The 21,936-nt window shown below is 64.3% G+C and carries 26 protein-coding genes and 1 tRNA gene; 16 read left to right on the top strand and 11 right to left on the bottom strand.

Going from position 1 to position 21,936, the window contains the following annotated elements:
- Positions 1 to 43: 43 nt before the first annotated feature.
- The 6 genes from IPM20_05795 to IPM20_05770 form a co-directional block, all read right to left on the bottom strand.
- Positions 44 to 751 (bottom strand): N-formylglutamate amidohydrolase, encoded by a 708-nt coding sequence (locus tag IPM20_05795; GenBank protein MBK9131138.1) that lies wholly within the window; start codon positions 749 to 751, stop codon positions 44 to 46.
- Entirely contained in the window at positions 744 to 2,078 is a 1,335-nt protein-coding gene (locus IPM20_05790; protein ID MBK9131137.1) for a glutamate--cysteine ligase, read from the bottom strand. Before IPM20_05790 ends, IPM20_05795 begins: the two co-directional genes overlap by 8 nt.
- Positions 1,987 to 3,456 (bottom strand): RimK family protein, encoded by a 1,470-nt coding sequence (locus IPM20_05785; GenBank protein MBK9131136.1) that lies wholly within the window; start codon positions 3,454 to 3,456, stop codon positions 1,987 to 1,989. Before IPM20_05785 ends, IPM20_05790 begins: the two co-directional genes overlap by 92 nt.
- Complete coding sequence (locus tag IPM20_05780; protein MBK9131135.1) at positions 3,434 to 4,171, bottom strand: hypothetical protein; 738 nt, start codon at positions 4,169 to 4,171, stop codon at positions 3,434 to 3,436. The genes IPM20_05785 and IPM20_05780 overlap by 23 nt, the downstream gene beginning before the upstream one ends.
- A gap of 97 nt (positions 4,172 to 4,268) precedes the next feature.
- The gene (locus tag IPM20_05775; protein MBK9131134.1) at positions 4,269 to 4,580 is read right to left on the bottom strand and encodes a hypothetical protein; all 312 of its coding nucleotides are present in this window, start codon (positions 4,578 to 4,580) and stop codon (positions 4,269 to 4,271) included.
- 101 nt (positions 4,581 to 4,681) lie between these two features.
- A complete protein-coding gene (locus IPM20_05770; GenBank protein ID MBK9131133.1) occupies positions 4,682 to 5,872 on the bottom strand; it encodes a hypothetical protein in 1,191 nt (396 codons plus the stop codon).
- 95 nt (positions 5,873 to 5,967) lie between these two features.
- On the opposite strand from IPM20_05770, the gene IPM20_05765 reads away from it, so the two are divergent.
- The 6 genes from IPM20_05765 (at position 5,968) to IPM20_05740 (ending at position 11,114) form a co-directional block, all read left to right on the top strand.
- Entirely contained in the window at positions 5,968 to 6,489 is a 522-nt protein-coding gene (locus tag IPM20_05765; GenBank protein MBK9131132.1) for a pyridoxamine 5'-phosphate oxidase family protein, read from the top strand.
- A gap of 113 nt (positions 6,490 to 6,602) precedes the next feature.
- Entirely contained in the window at positions 6,603 to 6,800 is a 198-nt protein-coding gene (locus IPM20_05760) for a hypothetical protein (protein MBK9131131.1), read from the top strand.
- A gap of 145 nt (positions 6,801 to 6,945) precedes the next feature.
- Positions 6,946 to 8,313 (top strand): Si-specific NAD(P)(+) transhydrogenase, encoded by a 1,368-nt coding sequence (gene sthA, locus IPM20_05755; GenBank protein ID MBK9131130.1) that lies wholly within the window; start codon positions 6,946 to 6,948, stop codon positions 8,311 to 8,313.
- Positions 8,314 to 8,393: 80 nt separating this feature from the next.
- Positions 8,394 to 8,597, top strand: a complete 204-nt coding sequence (locus tag IPM20_05750) for a hypothetical protein (protein ID MBK9131129.1) — start codon at positions 8,394 to 8,396, stop codon at positions 8,595 to 8,597.
- Positions 8,598 to 8,697: 100 nt separating this feature from the next.
- Positions 8,698 to 9,732 (top strand): TraB/GumN family protein, encoded by a 1,035-nt coding sequence (locus IPM20_05745; GenBank protein MBK9131128.1) that lies wholly within the window; start codon positions 8,698 to 8,700, stop codon positions 9,730 to 9,732.
- A gap of 740 nt (positions 9,733 to 10,472) precedes the next feature.
- Positions 10,473 to 11,114: a hypothetical protein gene (locus IPM20_05740; protein ID MBK9131127.1), complete on the top strand. Its 642-nt coding sequence runs from the start codon at positions 10,473 to 10,475 to the stop codon at positions 11,112 to 11,114.
- Positions 11,115 to 11,338: 224 nt separating this feature from the next.
- Here the strand turns inward: IPM20_05740 and IPM20_05735 are convergent, their stop codons facing one another.
- Complete coding sequence (locus IPM20_05735) at positions 11,339 to 11,728, bottom strand: RNA-binding protein (protein ID MBK9131126.1); 390 nt, start codon at positions 11,726 to 11,728, stop codon at positions 11,339 to 11,341.
- A 90-nt stretch (positions 11,729 to 11,818) separates the two neighbouring features.
- Between IPM20_05735 and IPM20_05730 the strand changes: the two genes are divergently transcribed.
- From IPM20_05730 to IPM20_05715, 4 genes are all read left to right on the top strand, one after another.
- Positions 11,819 to 12,004 (top strand): hypothetical protein, encoded by a 186-nt coding sequence (locus tag IPM20_05730; GenBank protein ID MBK9131125.1) that lies wholly within the window; start codon positions 11,819 to 11,821, stop codon positions 12,002 to 12,004.
- 125 nt (positions 12,005 to 12,129) lie between these two features.
- Entirely contained in the window at positions 12,130 to 13,035 is a 906-nt protein-coding gene (locus tag IPM20_05725) for a D-hexose-6-phosphate mutarotase (protein ID MBK9131124.1), read from the top strand.
- A gap of 454 nt (positions 13,036 to 13,489) precedes the next feature.
- Positions 13,490 to 13,993 (top strand): tetratricopeptide repeat protein, encoded by a 504-nt coding sequence (locus IPM20_05720; GenBank protein MBK9131123.1) that lies wholly within the window; start codon positions 13,490 to 13,492, stop codon positions 13,991 to 13,993.
- Between the two features lie 221 nt (positions 13,994 to 14,214).
- Positions 14,215 to 14,862: a 2OG-Fe(II) oxygenase gene (locus IPM20_05715; GenBank protein ID MBK9131122.1), complete on the top strand. Its 648-nt coding sequence runs from the start codon at positions 14,215 to 14,217 to the stop codon at positions 14,860 to 14,862.
- Positions 14,863 to 15,030: 168 nt separating this feature from the next.
- Here IPM20_05715 and IPM20_05710 read toward each other — a convergent pair.
- The 4 genes from IPM20_05710 to flgA form a co-directional block, all read right to left on the bottom strand.
- Positions 15,031 to 15,106 (bottom strand) — tRNA-Ala (locus IPM20_05710).
- A 100-nt stretch (positions 15,107 to 15,206) separates the two neighbouring features.
- On the bottom strand, positions 15,207 to 15,698 hold the full coding sequence (locus IPM20_05705) for a flagellar protein FlgN (GenBank protein MBK9131121.1): 492 nt from the start codon (positions 15,696 to 15,698) through the stop codon (positions 15,207 to 15,209).
- An 11-nt stretch (positions 15,699 to 15,709) separates the two neighbouring features.
- Complete coding sequence (gene flgM, locus IPM20_05700) at positions 15,710 to 16,039, bottom strand: flagellar biosynthesis anti-sigma factor FlgM (protein ID MBK9131120.1); 330 nt, start codon at positions 16,037 to 16,039, stop codon at positions 15,710 to 15,712.
- Between the two features lie 77 nt (positions 16,040 to 16,116).
- The gene (flgA, locus tag IPM20_05695; protein ID MBK9131119.1) at positions 16,117 to 16,827 is read right to left on the bottom strand and encodes a flagellar basal body P-ring formation protein FlgA; all 711 of its coding nucleotides are present in this window, start codon (positions 16,825 to 16,827) and stop codon (positions 16,117 to 16,119) included.
- Positions 16,828 to 17,190: 363 nt separating this feature from the next.
- Here flgA and flgB point away from each other — a divergent pair, with 363 nt between their 5' ends.
- From flgB to flgG, 6 genes are read left to right on the top strand one after another with little or no spacing between them, the layout of a single operon-like run.
- Complete coding sequence (gene flgB, locus IPM20_05690; protein ID MBK9131118.1) at positions 17,191 to 17,586, top strand: flagellar basal body rod protein FlgB; 396 nt, start codon at positions 17,191 to 17,193, stop codon at positions 17,584 to 17,586.
- A 2-nt stretch (positions 17,587 to 17,588) separates the two neighbouring features.
- The gene (gene flgC / locus IPM20_05685; protein MBK9131117.1) at positions 17,589 to 17,996 is read left to right on the top strand and encodes a flagellar basal body rod protein FlgC; all 408 of its coding nucleotides are present in this window, start codon (positions 17,589 to 17,591) and stop codon (positions 17,994 to 17,996) included.
- 27 nt (positions 17,997 to 18,023) lie between these two features.
- Positions 18,024 to 18,695: a flagellar hook assembly protein FlgD gene (locus IPM20_05680; GenBank protein ID MBK9131116.1), complete on the top strand. Its 672-nt coding sequence runs from the start codon at positions 18,024 to 18,026 to the stop codon at positions 18,693 to 18,695.
- 23 nt (positions 18,696 to 18,718) lie between these two features.
- On the top strand, positions 18,719 to 20,335 hold the full coding sequence (locus tag IPM20_05675) for a flagellar hook protein FlgE (protein ID MBK9131115.1): 1,617 nt from the start codon (positions 18,719 to 18,721) through the stop codon (positions 20,333 to 20,335).
- Positions 20,336 to 20,378: 43 nt separating this feature from the next.
- Positions 20,379 to 21,122, top strand: a complete 744-nt coding sequence (gene flgF, locus IPM20_05670; GenBank protein ID MBK9131114.1) for a flagellar basal-body rod protein FlgF — start codon at positions 20,379 to 20,381, stop codon at positions 21,120 to 21,122.
- A gap of 26 nt (positions 21,123 to 21,148) precedes the next feature.
- Complete coding sequence (gene flgG / locus IPM20_05665) at positions 21,149 to 21,934, top strand: flagellar basal-body rod protein FlgG (protein MBK9131113.1); 786 nt, start codon at positions 21,149 to 21,151, stop codon at positions 21,932 to 21,934.
- Positions 21,935 to 21,936: the final 2 nt, after the last annotated feature.

Genomic DNA, 21,936 nt, shown 5'->3' with positions numbered 1-21,936 from the left:
GCGGCAGGATTCTGTGACCGGTGCGGCAATTCGCGCCGCCGTTCTATTCGAACAGCGCCCGGCGCAGCGTGGCGGCCAGCAGGGCGGACAGGCGTTCCCGGGCGCGGTCTCCGCGCAGCCGGTTCTGGTTGATCTCCAACTCGACGCCGGTGTAGCGCGAGGCGGGGAAGCGGGCGCGCAAATGGCGGGTGAGGCCGTCGCTCGTCCCGCGGTAGGGATAGTTGCGGCGTACCGCGAGCGGGTTGCCGCCCGCGTCCCGCAAGGCGTCGCGCCAGCGCCGGCACAGGGTGGATTCCGTGCCGCGGCCGGGGTCGTACAGCAGACCGACATCCGCCCGCCGCTTCACCCCGTCCAGCGCCGGGGTGAAGCTGTGTACGGCCACGTGCACGACGCGGCGCCCCCTTGCGATCCGGGCGTCCACCCAGCGTTCGACGCGCATGCGGTGTGGTGCGTAGTAGCGCGCGATCATGCGTCGTTTCTCCTCCCGTGGCAGCGTTCGGGTGCGCATCGAGAACAGCGCGGGATGCCCGGGCGAGCGGTTGAGGTCCACCAGCAGGCGGCTGTAGGAAGCCGCGATCAGCGGCGCATGCAGTCGGCGCCCAATGGCGCGCGCGCAGGCGAGCGCGCCAGCATCATATGCCCGGTGGCTGGCGAGCAGTGCGCGACAGCCGTGGAACAAATGCAGATACTCGCGCGGTATGCGGTTGGAGGCGTGCTCGCAACTCAGCAGCAGTATCGGCGCATCAGCCATCGAACAGGGTGCCTTGGCCGAGACAGTCGCACAGGCGGCGGTAGGTGGATTTCAACTGATCCGGCGCCGGCGTGTTGCCCAGAGCGCTGGCGATGCGCCGTGCCAGGCTGCCGCGCCGAAGGTAGAGCCGGTAGGCATCCTGCCATGGCGCCGGCAGATCGGGGCGGGGCACCATCAGGGTCTCGATAAGGTGCTGCCACAGGTCGCGCGCGCGGCAGGGGCCGCGCTCCGGAAATCCGAAGGCGGCGCGGAAGTCGTCATCATCGATTACGGCCAGATCGGCGTGCCGGACGCTCTGCAGGAAGAGTCGCTGCAGTGACCCGCTGTCCCATTTCTGCAAGTGCCGCAGACCGCACCAGTGTTCATCCGTCAGGGCGCGCACGACTTCGACGACGAGCGCCGCCACGGCGATATCGGCAGCCGGACATTCCTGGGTATCGAGCACACGGATTTCGACGGTATTGCGCTCGAAACGGGCGATGGCCCCGCGCGCGTTGATCCACTCGTGCCGGAGGATGCCCGCGGGATCGAGCGGCGTCATGTCCCGGTAGATGCGCTGCAGGATCTCCGTTTCATAGGCCTGGCGCGAATATGCCGGTTCCGGGATGATGCGGCCGCTCACCGAGGGTACGCGCCGGCAGTTGTCCCGGTAGACTTCCAGTCGGTTGTCGAGCAGGCCGGTGAGGCGGCTGTCCATGACGGGGGAGCTGGCGGCGAGCGCCGGCATCAGCGGCATGGTCACGCGCACGGCCGCGTGCAGGCGCGCGAATTCGTCGTCGTCCGCGAACGGAAGATTGATGTGCATGCTTTGCAGGTTTGACCAGCCATGCCCTTGGCAGCCGAAGATGCGGTCGAAGGTCCGGTAGATCATGCTGTCGTCGTGCGGCCACAGCCGTGTCTCGCGCTCCGGGTCCATCCAGGGGTGCATCGCCGTCGGCATCAGGCGTCCGCCGAGCGGGGTGAGCAGGGCGTTGAGGCGGGTGATGTCGCTCTGGAAGGCCTGGTGCAGCCCGGTCAGTGCGCGGACCGGGCCGTTGGTCTTCATCTCGATGACGTGCAGGGCGAGTTCGTTCGACCAGGCGAGCGCGCCGGTCTCCACCTCGTTGACGATTCCGCCGGCGAGGGACTGGATGGCGCGGTCCGCCGCCGGCAGCACGGACAGGCTGTCACCGTCGACGATCATGTACTCCAGCTCGATGCCGTAGGCCTCGAACAGGCCGAGATCCGGCGTTTCCTCACCGCGGCTTGCGCTCACCCTTTCTTTCCTCGATGCGGGCCAGCATGCCGCGCATGATTCTGGTGTAAAGGTCGAGCTGGATGATGCCATCCTCCAGGCCGGAATCGATGTTCGGGTTGTCGTTGATCTCGATCACGAAGACCTTCGAGTCGATCTCCTTGACGTCGACGCCGTAGAGCCCGTCGCCAATCAGATTGGCCGCCTTGAGGGCGGTCGAAACGATGTTGCGCGGCACCTGCTCGATCGGAATGGCCTCGGTACGGCCCTCGCGCGGTTTGCCGGCGTTGTTGTGGTCGATGATCTGCCAGTGGCCGTGCGCCATGTAGTACTTGCAGGCGTAGAGCGGCTCGCGATTGAACACGCCGATGCGCCAGTCGAACGGCGTGGGCATGAACTCCTGCGCGATGATCAGGTCCGATTTCTCCAGCATGCGCGTCGCCTCGGTGATGAACTCGGCCTTGCTGCCGACCTTGATCACGCCCTGCGAGAAGGCGCTGTCCGGCTGCTTGAGGATGCACGGCATGGCGATGGTCCCGGCCACGGCCTGCATGTTGCCGCGATTGACGATGCTGGTATTGGGCGTCGGGATCTTGTGGCGCGACATCAGCTCGGCCAGATACACCTTGTTGGTACACTTGAGGATCGAGGCGGGGTCGTCAATTACCACCAGGCCCTCCGCGGTCGCGCGGCGTGCGAAGCGGTAGGTGTGGTGGTTCACGCCGGTGGTCTCGCGGATGAACAGGGCGTCGAATTCGGCGATCCGGCCGTAATCGTTCTTGGTGATCATCTCCACGTCGAAGTCGAGCTGCTGCGCCGCCTTGATGAATTTCTTCAGCGCCTTGGCGTCGGACGGCGGCTGCGCCTCGGCGGGATTGTGGAGTATGGCGAGGTCGTAGCGCATGACCTGCTGCGTGCGCCGGCGCAGGCCCTTGCCGGCGAAATGCTCGCTCGCGGTCTGCAGCAGGAACGGCTTGTGGTCGTCCGGGATATCGTTGCCGGCGATCGGGCCGATGCTCTGCAGTTGCCAGGTGCGGTTGTGGATGAAGCGCGCGCGCAGTAACGGGGCCGGAAACAGGTTGAACAGCGTCAGGCTGAGGCGCTCGTAGCGCTTGGCGAAGTTGCGCCCGAAGTAGATGCTGAGCTCGTACTCCTCCGACTTGATCGGCGCCAGCGTGCGCTGGATCAGCTCGAACAGATCGTCGGACACGAAACGCGTCATGGTCTGCGATTTCATGTCCTGGATCGTGTTCACGTTCGGCAGCGGCTTGTGGCCACGGGCCTCGGCGAGCAGTGATACGTAGTAGCCCACGCTCTGGTAGCGGTATGAACGGCATAGATTGAAGATCTTCAGGCCGCGCAGGTCGCTGAAGCGCGGATCGGACAGGTAGGTCTTGGCGGCGATGACCTCGGCGCCGTGGATATTCAGCGGCCAGTCTTCCGGATTGTTAACGACTATGAATATCGACATGACGGGGCGGCAACGGTTTTTCGCGCGGCTCAATGATCAACAGGTTGGCGTCGTGGGTCAGCACGCCGAGCAGGATCGCGCCCAGCACGCGATCGATGCTGATTTCGTAGATCTGGCCTGGCGCGAGCGGATTGGGGTGCAGGGGATCCATGATCAACACCGAGCGCGTCTCGGCCGCGTAGCCGGCCAGGATCACGAAATGACCGCTCGGTATACCTCGCACATCGTCGTAAAGCGGTCCATGCTCGCGTGTGGAGTGGTAAAGATACGTCGCGCTCAGTCCGGTCAGGATGGGGATGCCGCGCTTGAGGTAGCGCCGGATCAACGCACTGGTGAGGTCCTCGAAGCGCAAGGTTCCGCCCAGCTCGATGTAATCCATGTAAGCATCGGTCGCGATCTTGAACCGCGACGAGTTCTTGAACACCAGTTGCCGGCTCAGGCGGTCGCGCAGGTCGCTGTCCTGTTCCCCAAACCACGAGGGATCGAACATTTCCAGGTTGTAGGTGAAGATCTTGGTGCGATAGCCGCGTCGCAGCGCGTGACAGGCGAGAAACACCGCCAGCGTGCCGCCGTCGCGCAGGGTGGGGATCTCGCCGATCAGTCGGTCGAGCGCGATTTCGTCGTTGAAATAGCTGTAGACCGCATGCAGGCAGGTCGGGCCGCAGGTCGTCTCGTCGGGCTGCGGCAGGATGTCGAGATTGAGACGATGCTCCATCGCGCGATGATACTATCTTGCCGGCGCGCATCCAATCGCCAGCGAGTCTGCGCCCCGCGCGGCGGAGCGTATGGGGTCCGGGGCTGAAATCATGACGCTAGTCGGAGGGAACTTCCCCGGCGCCGTCTTCGCGCGCAGCTCCTTCCGCGTCGCCGCCCTCGCGGGGGCTGTTCTCCGCGCCCGCGGCCTGTTCCCTCTGCGTGTAGATATTGTCAATGCAGCGATCGATGAAGGCGTCGACGCGGTCCTCCTCGATCTTCTGTTCCACCGCGCGCTGCAGGCATTGCTCGATGGAGGCGATGTCGCGATCCTCCGCCACGTCGTTCATGTCCTGCGCCACGGCGGGCGTGAGCGCGCAGGCGCACGGCAGCAGGAGCCCTGCAAACAGGCAGTGGATGCGTCGTGTCATCGCTCAGTGTCCGCGGTCATCACGGGCGGGGCGGGGCGCCGTCCGGGACCGGTCCGCATGGCGCGATTATAGCGTAATCGCCGCGCCCGGAAAGGGCCGGGTCACAAGCGGCGGCGGTGGCGACGCAGCGTCCGGCGCAACAGCGTGCGCTGGCGCGTCCACGGATCGCCCCAGGCCAGATCCCGGCGCATCAGCGCGCGGCACAGACGCAGCAGACCGGCCACGTCGCGGGTGCTGACGAACTCCGGCGCCGGACCGTGCGGCGCCGGACAATCCGGGCCGCCCTCGAAGCCCTGGTTGTGATAATTGCCGAGCGGGACCGAGATGCCGATGGCGGGGAATCCCCAGGCGGTCGCGGCGGTCGCCTCGCAGGCACCGCCGTCCATGACGCGGCGCTGATGCCGGCCGGGCAGGGCGCGGGTCGCCACGTCGCTCAGCACCTTCAGGCCGTCGGGTTGAAACACGGTGCGACGGTCGCCGAGTCGCACCACCGGCCCCTTGCCGATTTCGGCGCCCGGCAGGGTGCGCGAGGCCTCGAGGCTGACGACGACGTGGGGGCGGCTGGCGCGGCCCAGCCAGCCGAGTTCGAAATGGGCGACCGCGCCGACGAAGCCGACCTCCTCGGCGCGCGTCAGCAGTCCGAGAAAGGGCGGGCGGGCGCGGGGCGCGCGCCACAGGCGGCGCGCCGTTTCCATGATGGCGAACACGCCGACCAGATCGTCCGCCGCCGGGCAGTACACATGATCGCCCCGCATCCAGACCGGGGCGCGGAATTCGAACCCGCCGTAGAGGGAGCGCGCGCCGCGACCGCGCAATGCCTGCGCCTGCTCCGGCGTCAGTCGGATCTCGGCGGTGTCGATGGCCCAGCCGCCCGGGTTGATGCGCACGCGCGCGAAGACGCCGCTGCCGACGACACCATCCGGACCCACCAGGCGCGCGCGGGCGCCCGCGACATGCTTCACCGGCGAGCCCCCGTACCAGCGCACCGCCAGACGGTCGCGCGCCAGCCAGCGTACGCCGTGAAACCCGGGATGATCCATATGGGCGATGAACATGCGCACGGGTTGACGTGCACGCTCACGCAGCAATGCGGCGTAATCGCGCCGGGACTCCGCCCCCACCACCAGGTTGCCGTGCGGATCAGCGAAGAACGGCACATGGTGGCGCTGGAGATAACGGCTCACATGATCGATGACATGGGTCTCGCGAAACGGCGCCGTCGGTTGTTCCAGCAGTTCGATCAGGCGCCGCGTCACGGCCGGCGACAGGGCGGGCAGGGGCGATGTGCGCATGGGAGTCCTTTATCGGTTAGAATCCGGTCTATGTCGATCTCGATGCACCTATCATACTGCACTCGCGGTTGTGGCGGCGCGCGGGAGAGCAGGCCGTGAACGACGAAACTCGGGAGGACATGGAGGACATCGCGGCGGAGGTGGCGCGCTTTCGTGCCGGGTTCCGCTCCGTCATGCTCGCCACCGTCGACGCGGACGGGACGCCGGAGGCGAGCTACGCCCCCTATGTCGCCGGCGCAAATGGAAGTTTTTATCTGTTCGTGAGCGGGCTCGCGCGCCATACCCGCAATCTGGGGCGAAGCGGCAAGGCCGCCGTGCTGTTCCTGCAGGAAGAGGCCGCCGCCGCCAATCCCTTTGCCCGTGTACGCCTGAGCTATGCGTGTACCGTGGCCGCCGTCGTGCCCGCCACGGAGGAGTGGGGAGAGATCATGGAGCGTTTCGAGCACGAGTTCGGCGACATCGTCCCGGTACTGCGCGCACTGCCCGATTTCCGCCTGTTTCGCCTGGCACCGGATTCCGGGCGTTATGTGCGCGGCTTCGGGCGGGCCTACGACCTGTCGGGCGCCGGCCCGGTGCCGGTTCGGCCGGACAAACCGCCGTCCGGCGGCGCGGGTTGAGGCATCCAGCGTCCGCTGTCATGAAAGGTTCACGTGGATGACATCCCGGCGACACGCCCGCCGGCTAATCTTGCCGACGTGACGGGGCCGATACGGCTGGAGCGAGGTGAACCATGCAGATCTACGTTAAGGAATGGCCGAACCGCGCCGCGACCTTGTACTCCGACACGGGTGAGGAACTCTGGACCTTCGCCAGCATCGAATCCGCCCTGGCGCGTTGCCTGGATGTGACCGCCGCCCTGGGGGAACTGCCCGATCGCGGTGACATCGGTACCTTGCGCGCCCTGTTCGACGCCCGCTCCGCCGCCTGACCGGATACCGCCAGCGGCGGGGTCCGTCGCACCTCATTCCGCTCGGGCGGGGAGTTTGCTATCCTCCCGCACATGATTCCGCTTCCCGGCCCAATGCCGCCGCTTGCCATCCCCCTCGCGCGCAGGATGAACCCGGTGCATTTCCATGACTGATCATTACGACGTAATCGTGATCGGGAGCGGACCCGGCGGAGAGGGCGCTGCGATGAAGGTCGCCAAGGAAGGGAAGCGGGTGGCGATAATCGACGCCCTTCCCGAGGTCGGCGGCAACTGCACCCATCGTGCGACCATTCCCAGCAAGGCCCTGCGCCAGGGCGTGCAGCAACTGATGGACAGCGGCCGTCACAGCGGCACCCGCTACCCGGACCTCCTGCAGGCGGCGCGCGGCGTCATCGAGAAGCAGGTGAGCATGCGGCGCGGGTTCTACAGCCGCAACCATGTCGATGTCGTCCACGGGCGCGCCGCCTTTGTGGATGACCACACCGTTGAGGTCTCGAAGCCGAACGAGGGCCGGAAGCGTCTGGGGGCGGACGCCTTCGTCATCGCCACCGGATCCCGGCCCTACCGTCCCCCCGACGTCGATTTCAGTCATCCCCGCATCCTCGACAGCGATACCGTGCTCGAACTCATGGACAGCCCGCGCTCGATCACCATCTATGGCGCGGGGGTGATCGGCTGCGAGTACGCCTCGATCTTCCGCAACCTGGGTATCAAGGTGAACCTCATCAACACGCGCGGCCAGCTCTTGTCCTTTCTCGACGACGAGATCATCGACGCCCTGAGCTATCACCTGCGGGAACAGGGTGTGCTGATTCGCCACAACGAGGAATATGAAAAGGTCGAGGCCGACGCGGAAGGGGTGACGCTCCACCTGAAGTCACAGAAACAGATCCGCACCGATTATCTGCTGTGGGCGCAGGGGCGCACCGGCAACTCGGACGGGCTCGGGCTGGAAGCCATCGGCGTCGAGCTCAATCGCCGCGGCTCCATCGTCGTCAATACCAGCTACCAGTCGACGCGCGGGCATATCTACGCCGCGGGCGACATCATCGGTTATCCCAATCTCGCGAGCGCCGCCTACGACCAGGGGCGCTTTGCCGCCACCCATCTGGTGGAGGGCAGCTGCTCGGTCTATCTGGCCGAGAACATCCCGACCGGGATCTACACCCTGCCCGAGATCAGCTCCATCGGCAAGACCGAGCGCGAGCTCACCGCCGAGAAGATCCCGTACGAAGTGGGGCACTCGCTGTTCCGACATCTCGCGCGCGCGCAGATCTCCGGCAAGACCACCGGCATGCTCAAGATCCTGTTCCATCGCGACACGCTGAGGATCCTCGGCATCCATTGCTTCGGCGATCAGGCTTCGGAGATTATCCACATCGGTCAGGCCATCCTCGCGCAGCAGGGCGAGGCCAATTCACTGATGTACTTCATCAACACCACGTTCAACTATCCGACCATGGCGGAGGCCTACCGCGTGGCGGCGCTCAACGGTCTCAACCGCGTCTCCTGAGCGGCGGGTGTACCGGCGCCCCGGCGGGGCGTACAATGGGTGATATTGTGGTTCCGGACTGACCGGCGAAGAAGGACCCGATGAAGGATCTGCTCAGACTGCTCGTATACGGCGGCGGCGCCGCCCTGGTGATCGGCCTGCTCTCGCTCCTGGCGACGAATCAGTTGGTATCGCCGGACATACTCGTCGCCCTCTCCGTGCTGCTGGTGATCGTGCTGCCGGTCATCCTCGGCGTCGTCCTGGGACGGCGGGAGCGGATGCAGCGCGAAAAATCCCCCGAATAATCTCCCACCGCCGCACCCGGACGCCGGGCTGATGCTTCAGCGGCCGGCCGCCGCCGCCGATATTAGCCGTAGCGATCAGCCAAACTCAGGTGGAATGCGTATGAAACGCGAGTCCCGCGAACTCGGGCGGAGCCGGATCGGCGTGGCCGCGCTGTGCCTGCTTGCATTGGCCTTGTGGACGGGGCCGGCGCCGGTTTATGCCGATGTCTACAAGTGCGTCGACCACGAGGGCCGGGTCTCCTTCCAGGAAACGACCTGTGACGGAATGGCGCCCGGCAACGAGACCGCCGCCCGGCTCGACAATGCCTGGCCCGCCTCTGGCAAGCATCTCTTCTGGGAGGCCAAATCCCCGGCCAGCGGCAAGATCTATCTGCTCGGCTCCCTGCATTTCGGCGCGCCCTGGATCTATCCGCTGCCGGCGGTGATCGGCGATGCGCTGGCGACGGCGGATGCGCTCGTCGTGGAGGCCGACCTCACCCGGACCCCGCCCGCGGATCTTGCCGCGCGCCTGCAGGCGGCCGGGACCTATGCGGAGAACAGCCCCGGCCTCAAAGGGGCGCTGGAACCGACCGAATGGGCGGCGCTGAGCAATGTGAGTCGTACCTTCGGCTTGCCTATCGCCCTGGTCGAGCGTCAGAAACCCTGGCTCGCCTCGCTGACGCTGACTTCAGCGGTCCTGCAGAAGCTGGGCTACAGCGCCGCCTATGGGGTCGACATGCAGCTCATGCGCGAGGCGGCGCCGCGGATGCCGATCGTCGAACTCGAGTCGGCCGACTATCAATTCGACCTGCTGAGCGGACTGGAGCCGAAGGACCAGGTCGCGATGCTGATGCAGACCCTGCATGAGATCGACGATGCCGGGCGCCATTTCGGCGATATGCTCGACGCCTGGCTGAACGGCAACGTCGAGAAGCTGGACCGCGTGATGTTCGAGGCGTTTGACCGCATGGTGCGCGGCGACGTGATCTATCGTCGCCTGATCCTGGAGCGGAACGAACGGATGACGGACGCCATCGCCAGGCTTTCGCGCGAGCATGGCGTCCTGTTCGTGGTGGTCGGGGCCGGTCATATGGTCGGGGAGAACGGCATCGTCGAACGCCTGAAGTCCGCCGGATACTACGTCGAGCAACTCTGAGCCGCGCCACCCGTCCCGCCGGGACACAATCATCCGCTTTTGCCTCGCCAGCGGCCCGCGCCCTCGGGTATAATGGCCCCTCGCCCGGAAACCCGATACTTTGAACAAGCCTGGGAAAACCATCATGAGCCAGACTCCGTCCAGCGCGCACAGCTTCGCCCTCGGCTTTTATGCCGGCAACCGCAAGACCGGTTCGGTCAGCGTGATCCGCCGTGAAAACGGCCGGACCCGAGTCGATGCGCTCGCCGTCGAGCCCGAGACGGGGCTCGCCCCCGAACTCAAGCCGATCTTCGTCGGCCTCAGCGAGGACCGCCGCGTCATCCTGCTGGATCCGAAGAGCAAGCAGATCAGCCTGCGCGCCGGTTTCGCCGCCGACGCATTTCCCGCGCACATCTATTCCGATCCGAACTCGAATCGCGACTGGTTCATGAACGACGGCGACAAGGAGACCGGCAACGACCGCCTCAACTGCGGCGACCAGGGCTCCTCGGTGACGGTGGTGGAAAAGACCGCGAGCGCGCAGGCGAAATTCCTTAAGACCGTCTGCGTCGGCCGCGGCCATCATCAGGCCGCTTTCACCTGGCCGTCGGCGCAGGCGCCGGGCGTGCCTCATCGCGCCTATATCAGCAGCCTGAAGGACGGCACGCTGTCCGCCATCGGCAACGATCCGAACGATCCGACGACCTATCTACAGGTCGTTGCCACGATCAATCTGTGCGAGACCGACAGGGAAGAGAGGCATGACGGCGCCGACGGTGCCCAACAACGCCTTCCCGCACGGCCTGGCCTATTCGCCGCTCACCGGCAAGCTCTACAACCTCAACAACGGCTACGGCAACGTGGCGGTGATCGATCCCGTCAGCAATCAGATCGAGACACGCTTCCCGTTCAAGGGCCACAGCAACCTGTTCATGGTCCCGGGCGGGCGCTACATCATCGGGCGCGGCGCCGACCGCAAGTCGGATCCGAATCACGTGGTCGCCAAGCTGACCGTGCTCGACGTTACCGACAACCGTATCGTCGACAAGCTCGATCTGCCCGACATCTACATCAGCAAGTACTATTTCAATCCCGAGGGCACCAAGCTGTATCTGACCACCTCCAGCTCGGGCAGTCCCGAGCAGCAGGCGAATATCAAGGCCGATGCGCTGCTGGTGCTTGATCTGACCACGCTGCCGAAACTCAGGCTGGCGCGCGAGCTGCGCCTCGGCACCTCGTCGGGCTCGCTCGACTTCCTGCGGGTGAACGGTTCGGCCGCGCTGGTGTTCTCCTCCCACGCCGAGGACGGGACGGTGGCGGTCATTGATGCCGCGCGCGACGAAAAGATCGAGACCATCGCCGTCCCCGGCAGCATGAGCCATTCGCGGGTGTGGGTAATCTGACACCCGGGGACGGATGTTAAATCCGTCCCCATTCATTATTGGCGGGACAGGTTCGCACTTTCCCCCAATGTCTGCAGGAAGCCCTGAAGAATTCCCTGTTTGTCGTCCCCGCGCATGCAGGCCTGATGATGGACCGGATCTTCCCTGGATATAGTGAACAGATTTCGTGGCGAAAATGTTCGCGGGAAGGATCCATGCCAGTCCCCGCTCTGCTGATACCTCGTTTATCCCCGCCGCATCCCGATCAGCAGGCGCCGATCGCGTTTGTTCGGCCGCCGCTGCGGCGCCGGCGCGCTGCCGGCGGCGAGGCGGCGCTGACTGGCGGCCAGTGCGCGCCGCGTGATGCTGTCCTCCGTCTCCCGGTACAGGCGCTGCGCCTCCGGCGCCGGTCCGCGCCGCTCGCTCAGTTCGAGCACCGTGACCGTGTATTCGACCTCCTCGCGGGTGATATCGAGCGTGTCACCCGGACGCAACATGCGCGACGGTTTGGCGCGCTGGCCATTGACATGCACCTTGCCGCCGCTGACGGCCGTGCTCGCGGTTGCGCGCGTCTTGAAAAAGCGGGCAGCCCATAACCATTTGTCGATACGCACGGGTTCGGCGGTTTCTTCCACGGCAGCGGGTTCTCTCGGACTGACCGGTACAATGTAGCATGCGCGGGCAATCGCGTTACAATAGCCCGCGAATAGGAGGCGGGGTGCGCGATGGCCGACATTCTTCCCTTCAGGAAGCCGGACCTGAAACAGAAGGCAAAGGGCAGGACCCTGTGCGCCAACGGTCTGCACAAGTGGCGCATCGTGCAGGAGAAGCAATTCGACGTCCGCCAGGGCCGCCTCGTCACCGTGTACCGCTGCAGCCGCTGCAGCGCCGAAAAGACGGAGGCGCGCTAACCGGCGCCGAAAACCCGTCGTCGGGGACAGATTTATTTATTGCATTTATTGCGCGCAGCCGGGGTTAAATAAATCTGTCCCCAGCGTTTAAAAACCGTCGTTTAACGGAGGCAAGGACCAGAGCCATGATGAGTGTCGACTCCCTGAACCAGCGTTTCTCTTCCGGGCGTGAGCTCGGTTTTCGTGATGTAAACGGATTGATCGTCATCGACATCGACACCCCGCTGGCCAGTGCAGCGTTGTGCCTGCAGGGCGCGCACCTGATGATGTGGCGGCCGAAGGCGCAGGCGGAGCCCGTGGTGTGGCTGTCGAAGCTGGCGAAGCTCGCCCCCGGGAAGTCGATCCGTGGCGGGATGCCGGTGTGCTGGCCGTGGTTCGGCCCGCACGTGAGCGATGCCGGACTGCCGGCACATGGCTTCGCCCGCACCGTGCCGTGGGCGCTGACTGAGGCCCGCATTTCCGCCGACGGCGCGGTCGAACTTGCGCTTGCGCTCGCCGGCAGTGAGCAGACCCGGGCTCTGTGGCCGCACCGTGCGCGCGCCGAGCTGAGGGTTTCCATCGGTGAGACGCTGAAGGCGGAGCTCGCCACGATCAATGAGGGCGATCAGTCCATCATCATCAGCGAGGCGCTGCATACCTACTTCCATATCGGTGACATCGGCGCGGTGCGCGTGCTTGGCCTCGAGGGTTGTGCCTATCTCGACAAGGTGGACGGCGGCGCGCGCAAGCGCCAGGAGGATGCCATCGACTTCACCGGCGAGACCGATCGCATTTATCTGGACACCGCCGCCGAGTGCATCATCGAAGACGCGCGCCTGCGCCGGCGCATCCGCATCGTCAAGACCGGCAGCCGCTCGACCGTGGTGTGGACACCATGGACCGAGAAGGCGGACAAGATGGGCGACTTCGGCCCCGAGGGCTGGCGCGGCATGGTCTGCGTTGAGAGTGCGAACGCCGCAGAGAATGTCGTGACGGTCAAGCCCGGCGAACGCCGCACGCTGGCGGTGGAGTACCGCGCGGAAAGCTCGTGATGCGCGCGCCTGAATCAGGGTCGCAACGGCCGGATCCGGGTCGCTTCATAATTTCCGTACTCATGCCGACGCTGTTCGAGAATTTCCCGCATTGAAGCCGATATCGGCGCGGTGAACGTGAGGCACTTGCCTCGCGCGAGCCTCCGCGTCCGGAAAAATCGAGTCGAGCGAAGGTGAGCTCGATGAGCATCGGCCCCCAGCCATGACAGCCGGCATGCCGACCGGATATCTATTCCAATCGCATATTCTCCGTCATGCATGCACATTTGATTCCGAATGTTTACATAATGTGCTTGTATGATCTGCAGAACTTATTCTCTGATCTGTCCATATGCGACGGGAATAAATCTCCATGAAATATGGGGGTATGGGGCGAATGAGTGGATCTGACTGCAAATTCTCCACATTTGCGATGTAGACAGGCAATGATAACTCGCCAGTTTCCTTTGTGACCATGATCCAGCAACCCGTCAACGTAGAAGACTCCGTCAGACTCGCCAATGAGTACCTCCGCTCCGGGAGGCTGGCGGACGCGGAGTCTATTTATCAACAGGTCCTGGCTGACAACCCTGACCATTTCGTTGCCCTGCATGGTTTGGGGGTAATCGCCATGAATACGGGCAAGTTGAGCCGTGCCGCTGAATTGATCAGTTCCGCGATCCAGCAAAACCCTTTCGATTGCGCCGCGCACAATAATCTGGGGATCACCCTCATGAAGCAAGGGCGGCTCAATGAGGCGGTTCAATCCTTTACCAGGTCATTGTCCGTCAACCCGGATTACGCGAGCGCCATGTACAATCTCGCCCGCACCCACCAGGAGCTAGGCAATCACGGCGCCGGACTGGAGATTATGTTGAAGGCGAGGGGATACGTCAGATTCACTCTTGGTAAAGTCATGCTCCTCTCGGCGGCCCAGAGTGAGCAAGGCAAAGTGAATATTTCCCCGAAAGCCGCCTGAGCGGATTCCAGCCCGGTAGGTGTTTTAGAGGCACTGGGTCCGTAGTCGACGCATGAGCCAACGATACAAGAAGATGAAGATGTTTCTTGTGGTTGGCTGAGACGTCATGAATCCTTCCGTCGTTGTCCTCGCGATATCCGTGTTTCCTGCCATTCATCCCGCATCGTTGTGACGCCGGGATAGGATCGTTCCGTCATGGCAAGCTGCGATTGGAGGTGTAAATGAAGCAGATTGCATTTGTCTGTGACAAGACGCCGAACTTTATCGGCGCCTGGTTTATGGAAAAGCCCGGGTTATGCGACAGGATCATCGAATTTTTCGAGCGCAATTCCCACCTGCACGAGGCGGGCGTCACGCAATACGGCATGAACAACTCCAAGAAAAACTCCACGGATCTGGTGATATTCCCCAAAGACTTGCGGGAGTCCACGCACGCCGTCTTCCGGGAGTATTTGCTTGAATTGCATCAATGCTATTGGGATTACCTGAACCAGTGGCGATTTTTGTACGATATGCAAAAGGATGTGGATATCGGGCCGTTCATTATTCAGAAATATGGTGTGGGGGGACATTTTGCCGTGGTCCACAGCGAGCGGGCGTCCTTGTCCACCATGCATAGAACACTGGCCTGGATGACGTATCTGAATACCGTCGATGTCGGGGGGAGAACGAGTTTTCCTCATTACGGGCTGGATGTGAAACCCGAGCGGGGCAAGACCTTGATATGGCCGGCGGACTGGACTCATGCCCATAAAGGCAACGTTGTGACCGCGGGCGTCAAATATATCATCACCGGCTGGATGCACTATCCGCTTTCCCAACTGGGCGCGGGAATCGAGGTCCATGAACTGGCGGCAGAGGGTCGATGAAATCTTCGTTTCGCGCCCGCGCGCCGCTGGCCGCGGCGGCATGGCGAAGCCGCGGGCCGACGATCTGATCAGTTCCTGACCGGTTCACGGGGCAGGAGAGAAAACCCAATAAAAAACCCGCTCTTAAGCGGGTTCTGCGGGATTCTTGGGCATCCATTGATCATGGATTGGTGGAGCGGAGGAGGATCGAACTCCCGACCTTCGCATTGCGAACGCGACGCTCTCCCAGCTGAGCTACCGCCCCACAGTGTACTGCTACCCTCATTTATGAGGAGGGCAGATTCTAGCATTGCCGGAGGCGCTTTGGCCAGCCGGGACGGCGAAATGGTCCCGCAGTGCGGGGCTCAGGCCCGGGCGAGCGGATGCGAACTGGGGGCGGAGGGCCGCATGCCCTCGGGTCCATATTCGCCTCCGGCGACGACCGGTTGTCCGCGCAGGATCGCCAGCGCCTGCCGGGTCTGCTGCTGTCCGGCCTGGATGATGATGCCGTTGATCAGGTTCTGGCGCTGGCATTCGGCGCCGAGCTCGAGCAACCGGGCCCAGTCGCGCTGGATGCCGCCGCGGCGCTGCGTATCGTGGCGGGCGAGCAGGCGGTCCATCGCCGCGCGGTCGGTGCCCATGCCGGCTTCGCGCAGCAGATTGTTGCGTTCGCCGCCGCAGGCCTGCATCGCGCCGATCAGTTCACTCTTGCGTGCGACGGCCTCGTTCAGCGCGCCGGTGTCCCGGACGGTCAGCGCCTGGTGTTCGCGCCGCAGGGCCTCGATCAGTTGCTCGCTCAGGGCGATCTCGCGCTGTATGCAGGCGGCGAGGTCGTGCAGCAGTCCATTCGCGCTCATGTGAGTCCCCGTCAGAAGCCGCGGCTCTGCAGCATGGATTCGAAACTCAGCATCTTCTCCGCGACGCGGGCGGAGTCGATCTCGTAGGTACCGTCCTCAATCGCCTGGCGGATTCGATTGACGCGTTCCATGTCCACCTCCGGGGTGGCGGCGATGGCGGCGTCGAGTTTCTGCATCAGGGCACCGGTCCCGGTGAGGCTCAGGGTGTCGGTGCCGGCGGCATCCTTGCCGACGCCCGTCTTGGCGCCGGCCGCCGTTCCGATGGGGATGGCCCGGACCGAATTCCCTTCGCCGGCGGTGCCGGTGTGGGGAGGGGTCTGACCCGTGATTTCGATTGGCATTTCCTTTACTCCTCTATGCTTGGGTTCGTTAGCGGCACCAGCGACGGATTTTTGACTATCTCGGCCCGGCGTCAGAATTACATCGAGACCATCACCAGGCCGGGGGCCTCGACCCGCCCCTCGATGACCCGCCGGGATTTCGAATTCCGGACCTTGATGCGGTCTCCCTCGGTCCCGTCCATCAGCGCGCTGCCTTCCATGCGGACCTCGATCCCGCCGGTGCGCGACAGGATCACGACTGACTCCCCGCGCCGGATCAGTTTGGCCCTGGCCACTGCCTGCGGCGGGATGACGCGGCCGTCCTGCAGCGGTTGTTTCACGATCATGCCCTGCAGTTGCTCGCTGTCGGTCAGGTATCCGTAGCCGCTCGCGGTGACGTCGCGCTCTTCCATCCGGACATTCTCCGCGCCCAGCACGGTGCCGGCGCCGAGATAGCCGGAAGCGACCGCCACCGTCCTGAATACGCCGACGTAGGCCTGGACATACAGCTTCCACGGCTGGGTCCCGCTGCACTCCACGCCGACGCTGGTATTTCCGCTGAGCTTGCCGCCGGGCGGCAGGAAACCCTGCAGCGGGCGGTCGCAGGCGGCGAGGCGCAGCCGCGCATCGAGCCCGCTGAGGCGGATCTCGGTGCGTGCGTCCTGCGCGGCCAGTTGTTCCTCCAGGAACGCGCGCGCCGCCGCCAGGATGTTCCCGGGCGACTCGATGGCGTCGGCGACGCTGATCCGCGGCGATGTCGCGATCACGATCGACAGCGCGGCGAGCAGGGCGGTGGCCGGCTTGTTCACGATATCTGTCCTCCAATCGATGGCGGCCGGGAACGGTCCGCGTCCTTTGTCCGTATGAATACAAGAAGCGTGCCAGTGCAATGATGGTTCGTGCGTAATCCAGGGTCCGGTCGGCGCGTGTCTTGCTACATGCAAATCGGGGGCCGGCTCGCGAGTGCCGTTCGTGCACGGGCTCGATCCTATATATATGCGCGGGCGGACCCGTCCGCGGCAGAAAGCCTTGCCGCCCGGCGGAGGAAACTTGCCGGCGGCAAGCCAGGCTCGCGGCGCGGAGGGCGTCGGAGTCGCCCGTCTGGTGCAAAGCGTGTTCTTGGCATGTTGATTGCTATCAACTTGCCAGAGGAATTTTACGGGGACATCCACATGGCTTCGAGGATCGACGATGCATTTGGGATACATGCCAAGGCGCTGGAGACATTCGGGCGGCGCGCGGAAGTGCTCGCCGGCAATATGGCCAACGCGGACACGCCGGGGTACAAGGCGCGCGACGTCGACTTCAAGTCCATCCTCGGCGGTGTCATGAAGGATGAGCTGTCGATGACGAAGAGCACGAGCGGACACATGACGGTTTCCGACCGCGGGCTGTCGAACGGGGAACTGCTCTACCGGGTTCCGCTGCAGCCTTCCGCGGACGGCAATACGGTGGATATGCAGATGGAGCAGGCGCAGTTCTCGCAGAACGCGATCCGCTATCAGACCAGTCTGAGCTTCCTGGACGGCACCATCAAGAATCTGCTCAGCGCGATTCGAGGAGAATAACCATGTCACTGTTCGGAATATTCGATATCGCCGGTTCGGCCATGAGCGCGCAGACCGTGCGCCTCAACACCACCGCCAGCAATCTGGCCAATGCCGACAACCTGAGCGGCAGCGAGGCGGAGGCCTACCGCGCGCGCCATCCGGTGTTCTCGACCTTCCGCAACGCGCTCGACAACAGTACCGCCAGCGTCAAGGTCGACGGCATCGTCGAGAGTCAGGCGCCGGTGCAGCGCGAATTTCAGCCCGACAATCCCCTGGCGGACACGGAGGGCTATGTCTATCGGTCCAATGTCGACGTGGTCGCCGAGATGGCGGACATGATTTCCGCCTCGCGCAGCTACCAGAACAACGTCGAGGTGGTGAACACCTCGAAACAGATGCTGCTGAATGTGCTGCGGCTGGGGCAGTAGGGCGGGACCGACCGGAGGAATGACTGAATGACCACTGTCAATACACAACTGCTGGACAACCTCGGCCTGAGCCTCTCGTCGCAGTCGACCCAGAGCAGCGATGTACTGGGCAAGTCCGACTTTCTCAAGCTGATGACCACCCAGCTGCAGAACCAGGACCCGACCAAACCGATGGAGAGCGGCGAGTTCTTCAACCAGATCGCGCAGTTCAGCATGGTCGCCGGCGTGGAGGAACTTAAGACCTCCTTCCAGCAGGTCGCCGATGCGATGTTTTCCACCCAGAGCCTGCAGGCCTCGGCGATGGTCGGCCGCTCGGTGCTGATACCGGGCAGCGCGGTCACCCTGGCCGAGGGCGGGGAGATGACCGCGGGCGTGACCCTGCCGGCGTCGACCCGGAACGTGGTCATCGGCGTCGTCGATTCCTCCGGCCAGCTGGTGCGCCGCCTCGATCTCGGCGCGCAGTCGGCGGGCGATCTCTCCTTCACCTGGGACGGGCGCGACGCCAGCGGTGTCGCGGTTCCCGCCGGCGACTATCAATTGGTCGCGCAGATGGATTACGACGGCGAGGCGGTCGGCCTCGACACCATGGTCACCTCCAAGGTCAACAGCGTCGTCATGGGCAAGAACGGACAGGGCATCATGCTCAACCTCTCGAATAACGAGCAGGTATCCCTGGCCGACGTCGTTCAGATTATGTAAACGCATCACACAGGAGAACCCACATGGCATTCCAAACGGCATTAAGCGGTATCAACGCGTCGGCGTCAGAGCTCAACGTCATTTCGAACAACGTCGCGAACGCGAGCACCACCGGGTTCAAGCAGTCGACGATCCAGTTCGCCGACGTCTTCGCCACATCCAATCTGGGTTCATCCGCCAACGCCATCGGCAGCGGCGTCAAGATCGCCGGGGTCGCCCAGCAATTCTCGCAGGGCAATGTCGAATTCACCGACAACAACCTGGATCTGGCGATCAGCGGCCAGGGATTCTTCGTGCTCAACGACAACGGCAACAGCGTCTATACGCGCAGCGGCACCTTCGGTGTCGATCGCAACGGCTTTATCATCAATCCGGATCTCCAGCGCCTGACCGGCTACCTGGCGGACGCCTCAGGCAACATCACCGGAGCCCGCGGCGATATCCAGCTCGACACCTCGGATATCTCCCCGCAGGCGAGTACCGAGATGACCTTCGGCGTGAATCTGAACGCCTCCGCGGCGGTTCCGAGCGCGGCGGTGCCGTCCGCCACGATCACGCTGGGCAGCGCCGGCGCGACCCAGGTGCTGGACGACGGCGATTCCCCGATCACCACCGGCGCCTTCAATCTGGTCGACAATTACGGCCAGCAGGTGACAACCGCGCAGCTGCAGTTCACCAACACCGGCGGCAACAACTGGGATGTCACCCTGGTCGGCGCCGGCGGCACCACGAGCACGGCCGCATTGACGGTCGGCACCACGGGAAGCATCACGCTGAGCTGGGATCCCGACAGCGCAGCCGGGTCGCAGGCGCCCATCTCCCTGACCTTCGACACCTCGGACCTGACCCAGGCCACCGGCGGCGGCAATACCGATGTCACGGCCGTCGCCACCGGCGCGGTGCAGGGCGGATTCGATGTGACCGACGCGGCCACCTTCAACAATTCCACCACCATGACCATCTACGATTCGCTCGGCGCGGCCCACCTGGCGACGGTGTATTACCGCAAGACCGACATCCCCAACCAGTGGGAGAGCTATGTCTACATCGACGGGAACCAGATTACCGGCGCCCAGGCTAACGGTTCCGATCTGCTGCAGTTCAACAGCAACGGAGAATTGTCCGAGATCAACGGGGTGACGACCCCGCCAGCCGCCTACGCGCTGGCGGCGTATTCCCCTGCCAGCGGCGCGACGCCGATGAACCTGAGCATCGATTATTCCTCGCTCAGCCAGTACGGCGGCGGCTTCAATGTGAACTCGCTGTCGCAGGACGGTTTCGCGACCGGACGACTGAGCGGTATCGACATCAGCGACACGGGCGTGATCCTGGCGCGGTTCACCAACGGGCAGTCGCGCACGCTGGCCCAGGTCGCGCTGGCCAACTTCGGCAACCCGCAGGGATTGACCCAGCTGGGCAGCACCTCATGGGCCGAGTCCTTCGAGTCCGGACAGCCGGTGGTGTCGACGCCGGGTTCCTCCAGCCTGGGCAACGTGCAGTCGGGTGCGCTGGAAAGCTCCAACGTCGACCTGACTGAACAGCTGGTGAAGATGATCACCGCGCAGCGCAACTTCCAGGCGAACGCCCAGGTGATCTCGACCGAGGACACCGTGACGCAGTCGATCATCAATATCCGGTAAGCAGACGGCGAAGCGCGCACGGTAACGTGACGAGGATGCACTGATGGACCGCATGCTGTACATCGCGATGGCGGGGGCGAGCCAGACCATGCTCGCCCAGGGCGTGAATGCCCACAACCTGGCCAATGCGACCACCCCCGGGTTCCGCGAGGACCTGTTGTCCTTCACCGACGAGGGGCTGCAGGGCGACGGTTTTCCCAGTCGCGTGTACGCGGCGGCGGACCGGCCCGGCGTGAATCTGCAACCGGGTTCGATCATGGCGACCGGCAACGAGCTCGACGTGGCGATCAACGGTCCGGGCTGGATCGCGGTGCGCGCCGCCGACGGCACGGAGGGTTACACGCGCGCGGGAGACCTGCGCGTGTTGCCGACCGGGGAACTGGTCAACGGGGCCGGCCATGCGGTGATCGGCAATTCGGGCGGGCCGATCGCGTTGCCGCCTGCGGAAAAGATCGAGATCGGAGCGGATGGGACCATCACCGTGCGGCCGAGCGGGCAGACCCCGGCGGCCCTCGCGATAGTCGATCGCATCAAGCTCGTGAATCCCGATCCGACCCAGCTCGAGAAGGGACTGGATGGCCTGATGCGCCTGAGCGACGGCGCGGTGGCGCCGCCCGACGCCGCGGTGACGCTGGTTTCCGGCGCGCTCGAGGGCAGCAATGTCAACACCGTTGACGCGATGGTGAACATGATCGAGCTGGCGCGCCAGTTCGAACTGCAGGTCCAGCTGATGAAGACCGCGGAGGAGAACGACCAGTCCTCCACCCAGATGATGAATATCGCCTGACGGCATGATCGAGAGGAGCAGGAACAATGGCTGACGCGCTGAGAATCGCCAAGACCGGGCTCGATGCCCAGCAGACCCGCATGGCGGTCATATCCAACAACCTGGCCAACGCCAACACCACCGGCTTCAAGGCCGGCCGCCCCGTGTTCGAGGACCTGCTGTATCAGAACGTGCGCCAGGTCGGCGCGCAGTCGGCGCAGGATTCGCAATTGCCGACCGGCCTGAGCCTTGGTACCGGCGTGCGCACGGTGGCGACCGAGAAACTGTTCACCCAGGGCAGCACCGTCGAGACCGGGAATTCGCTGCACATGGCGATCCAGGGACGCGGCTTCTTCCAGATCCTGATGCCGGACGGCACCCAGGCCTATACCCGCGACGGCACCTTCCACGCCGATGCCCAGGGCCAGATGGTGACCTCCAGCGGTTATGTGCTGCAGCCGGCCATCACGATCCCGGACAACGCGCAGAGCATCACCATCGGACAGGACGGCGTGGTCAGCGTGACCACGCCCGGCAACAGCACGCCGACCCAGGTCGGCAGCGTGCTGCTTGCCGATTTCATCAATCCGTCCGGGCTGCAGCCGATCGGCCAGAACCTGTTCCTGGAGTCCGCCTCCAGCGGCGCGGCGCAGACCGGCACGCCGGGATTGAACGGAGTCGGCACGCTGGCGCAGGGATCCATCGAGAGCTCCAATGTCAACGTGGTCGAGGAGCTGGTCAACATGATCGAGGCGCAGCGCACCTACGAGATGAACTCCAAGGCGATCTCGACCGTGGACAACATGCTGCAGTATGTCACCAACAACCTGTAACG

The sequence above is a fragment of the Gammaproteobacteria bacterium genome (genome assembly GCA_016716465.1).
Classification (GTDB): Bacteria; Pseudomonadota; Gammaproteobacteria; order SZUA-140; family SZUA-140; genus JADJWH01.
Note: the sequence above shows the minus strand (reverse complement) of the source record. Positions and strands in the feature narration are given on the sequence as shown.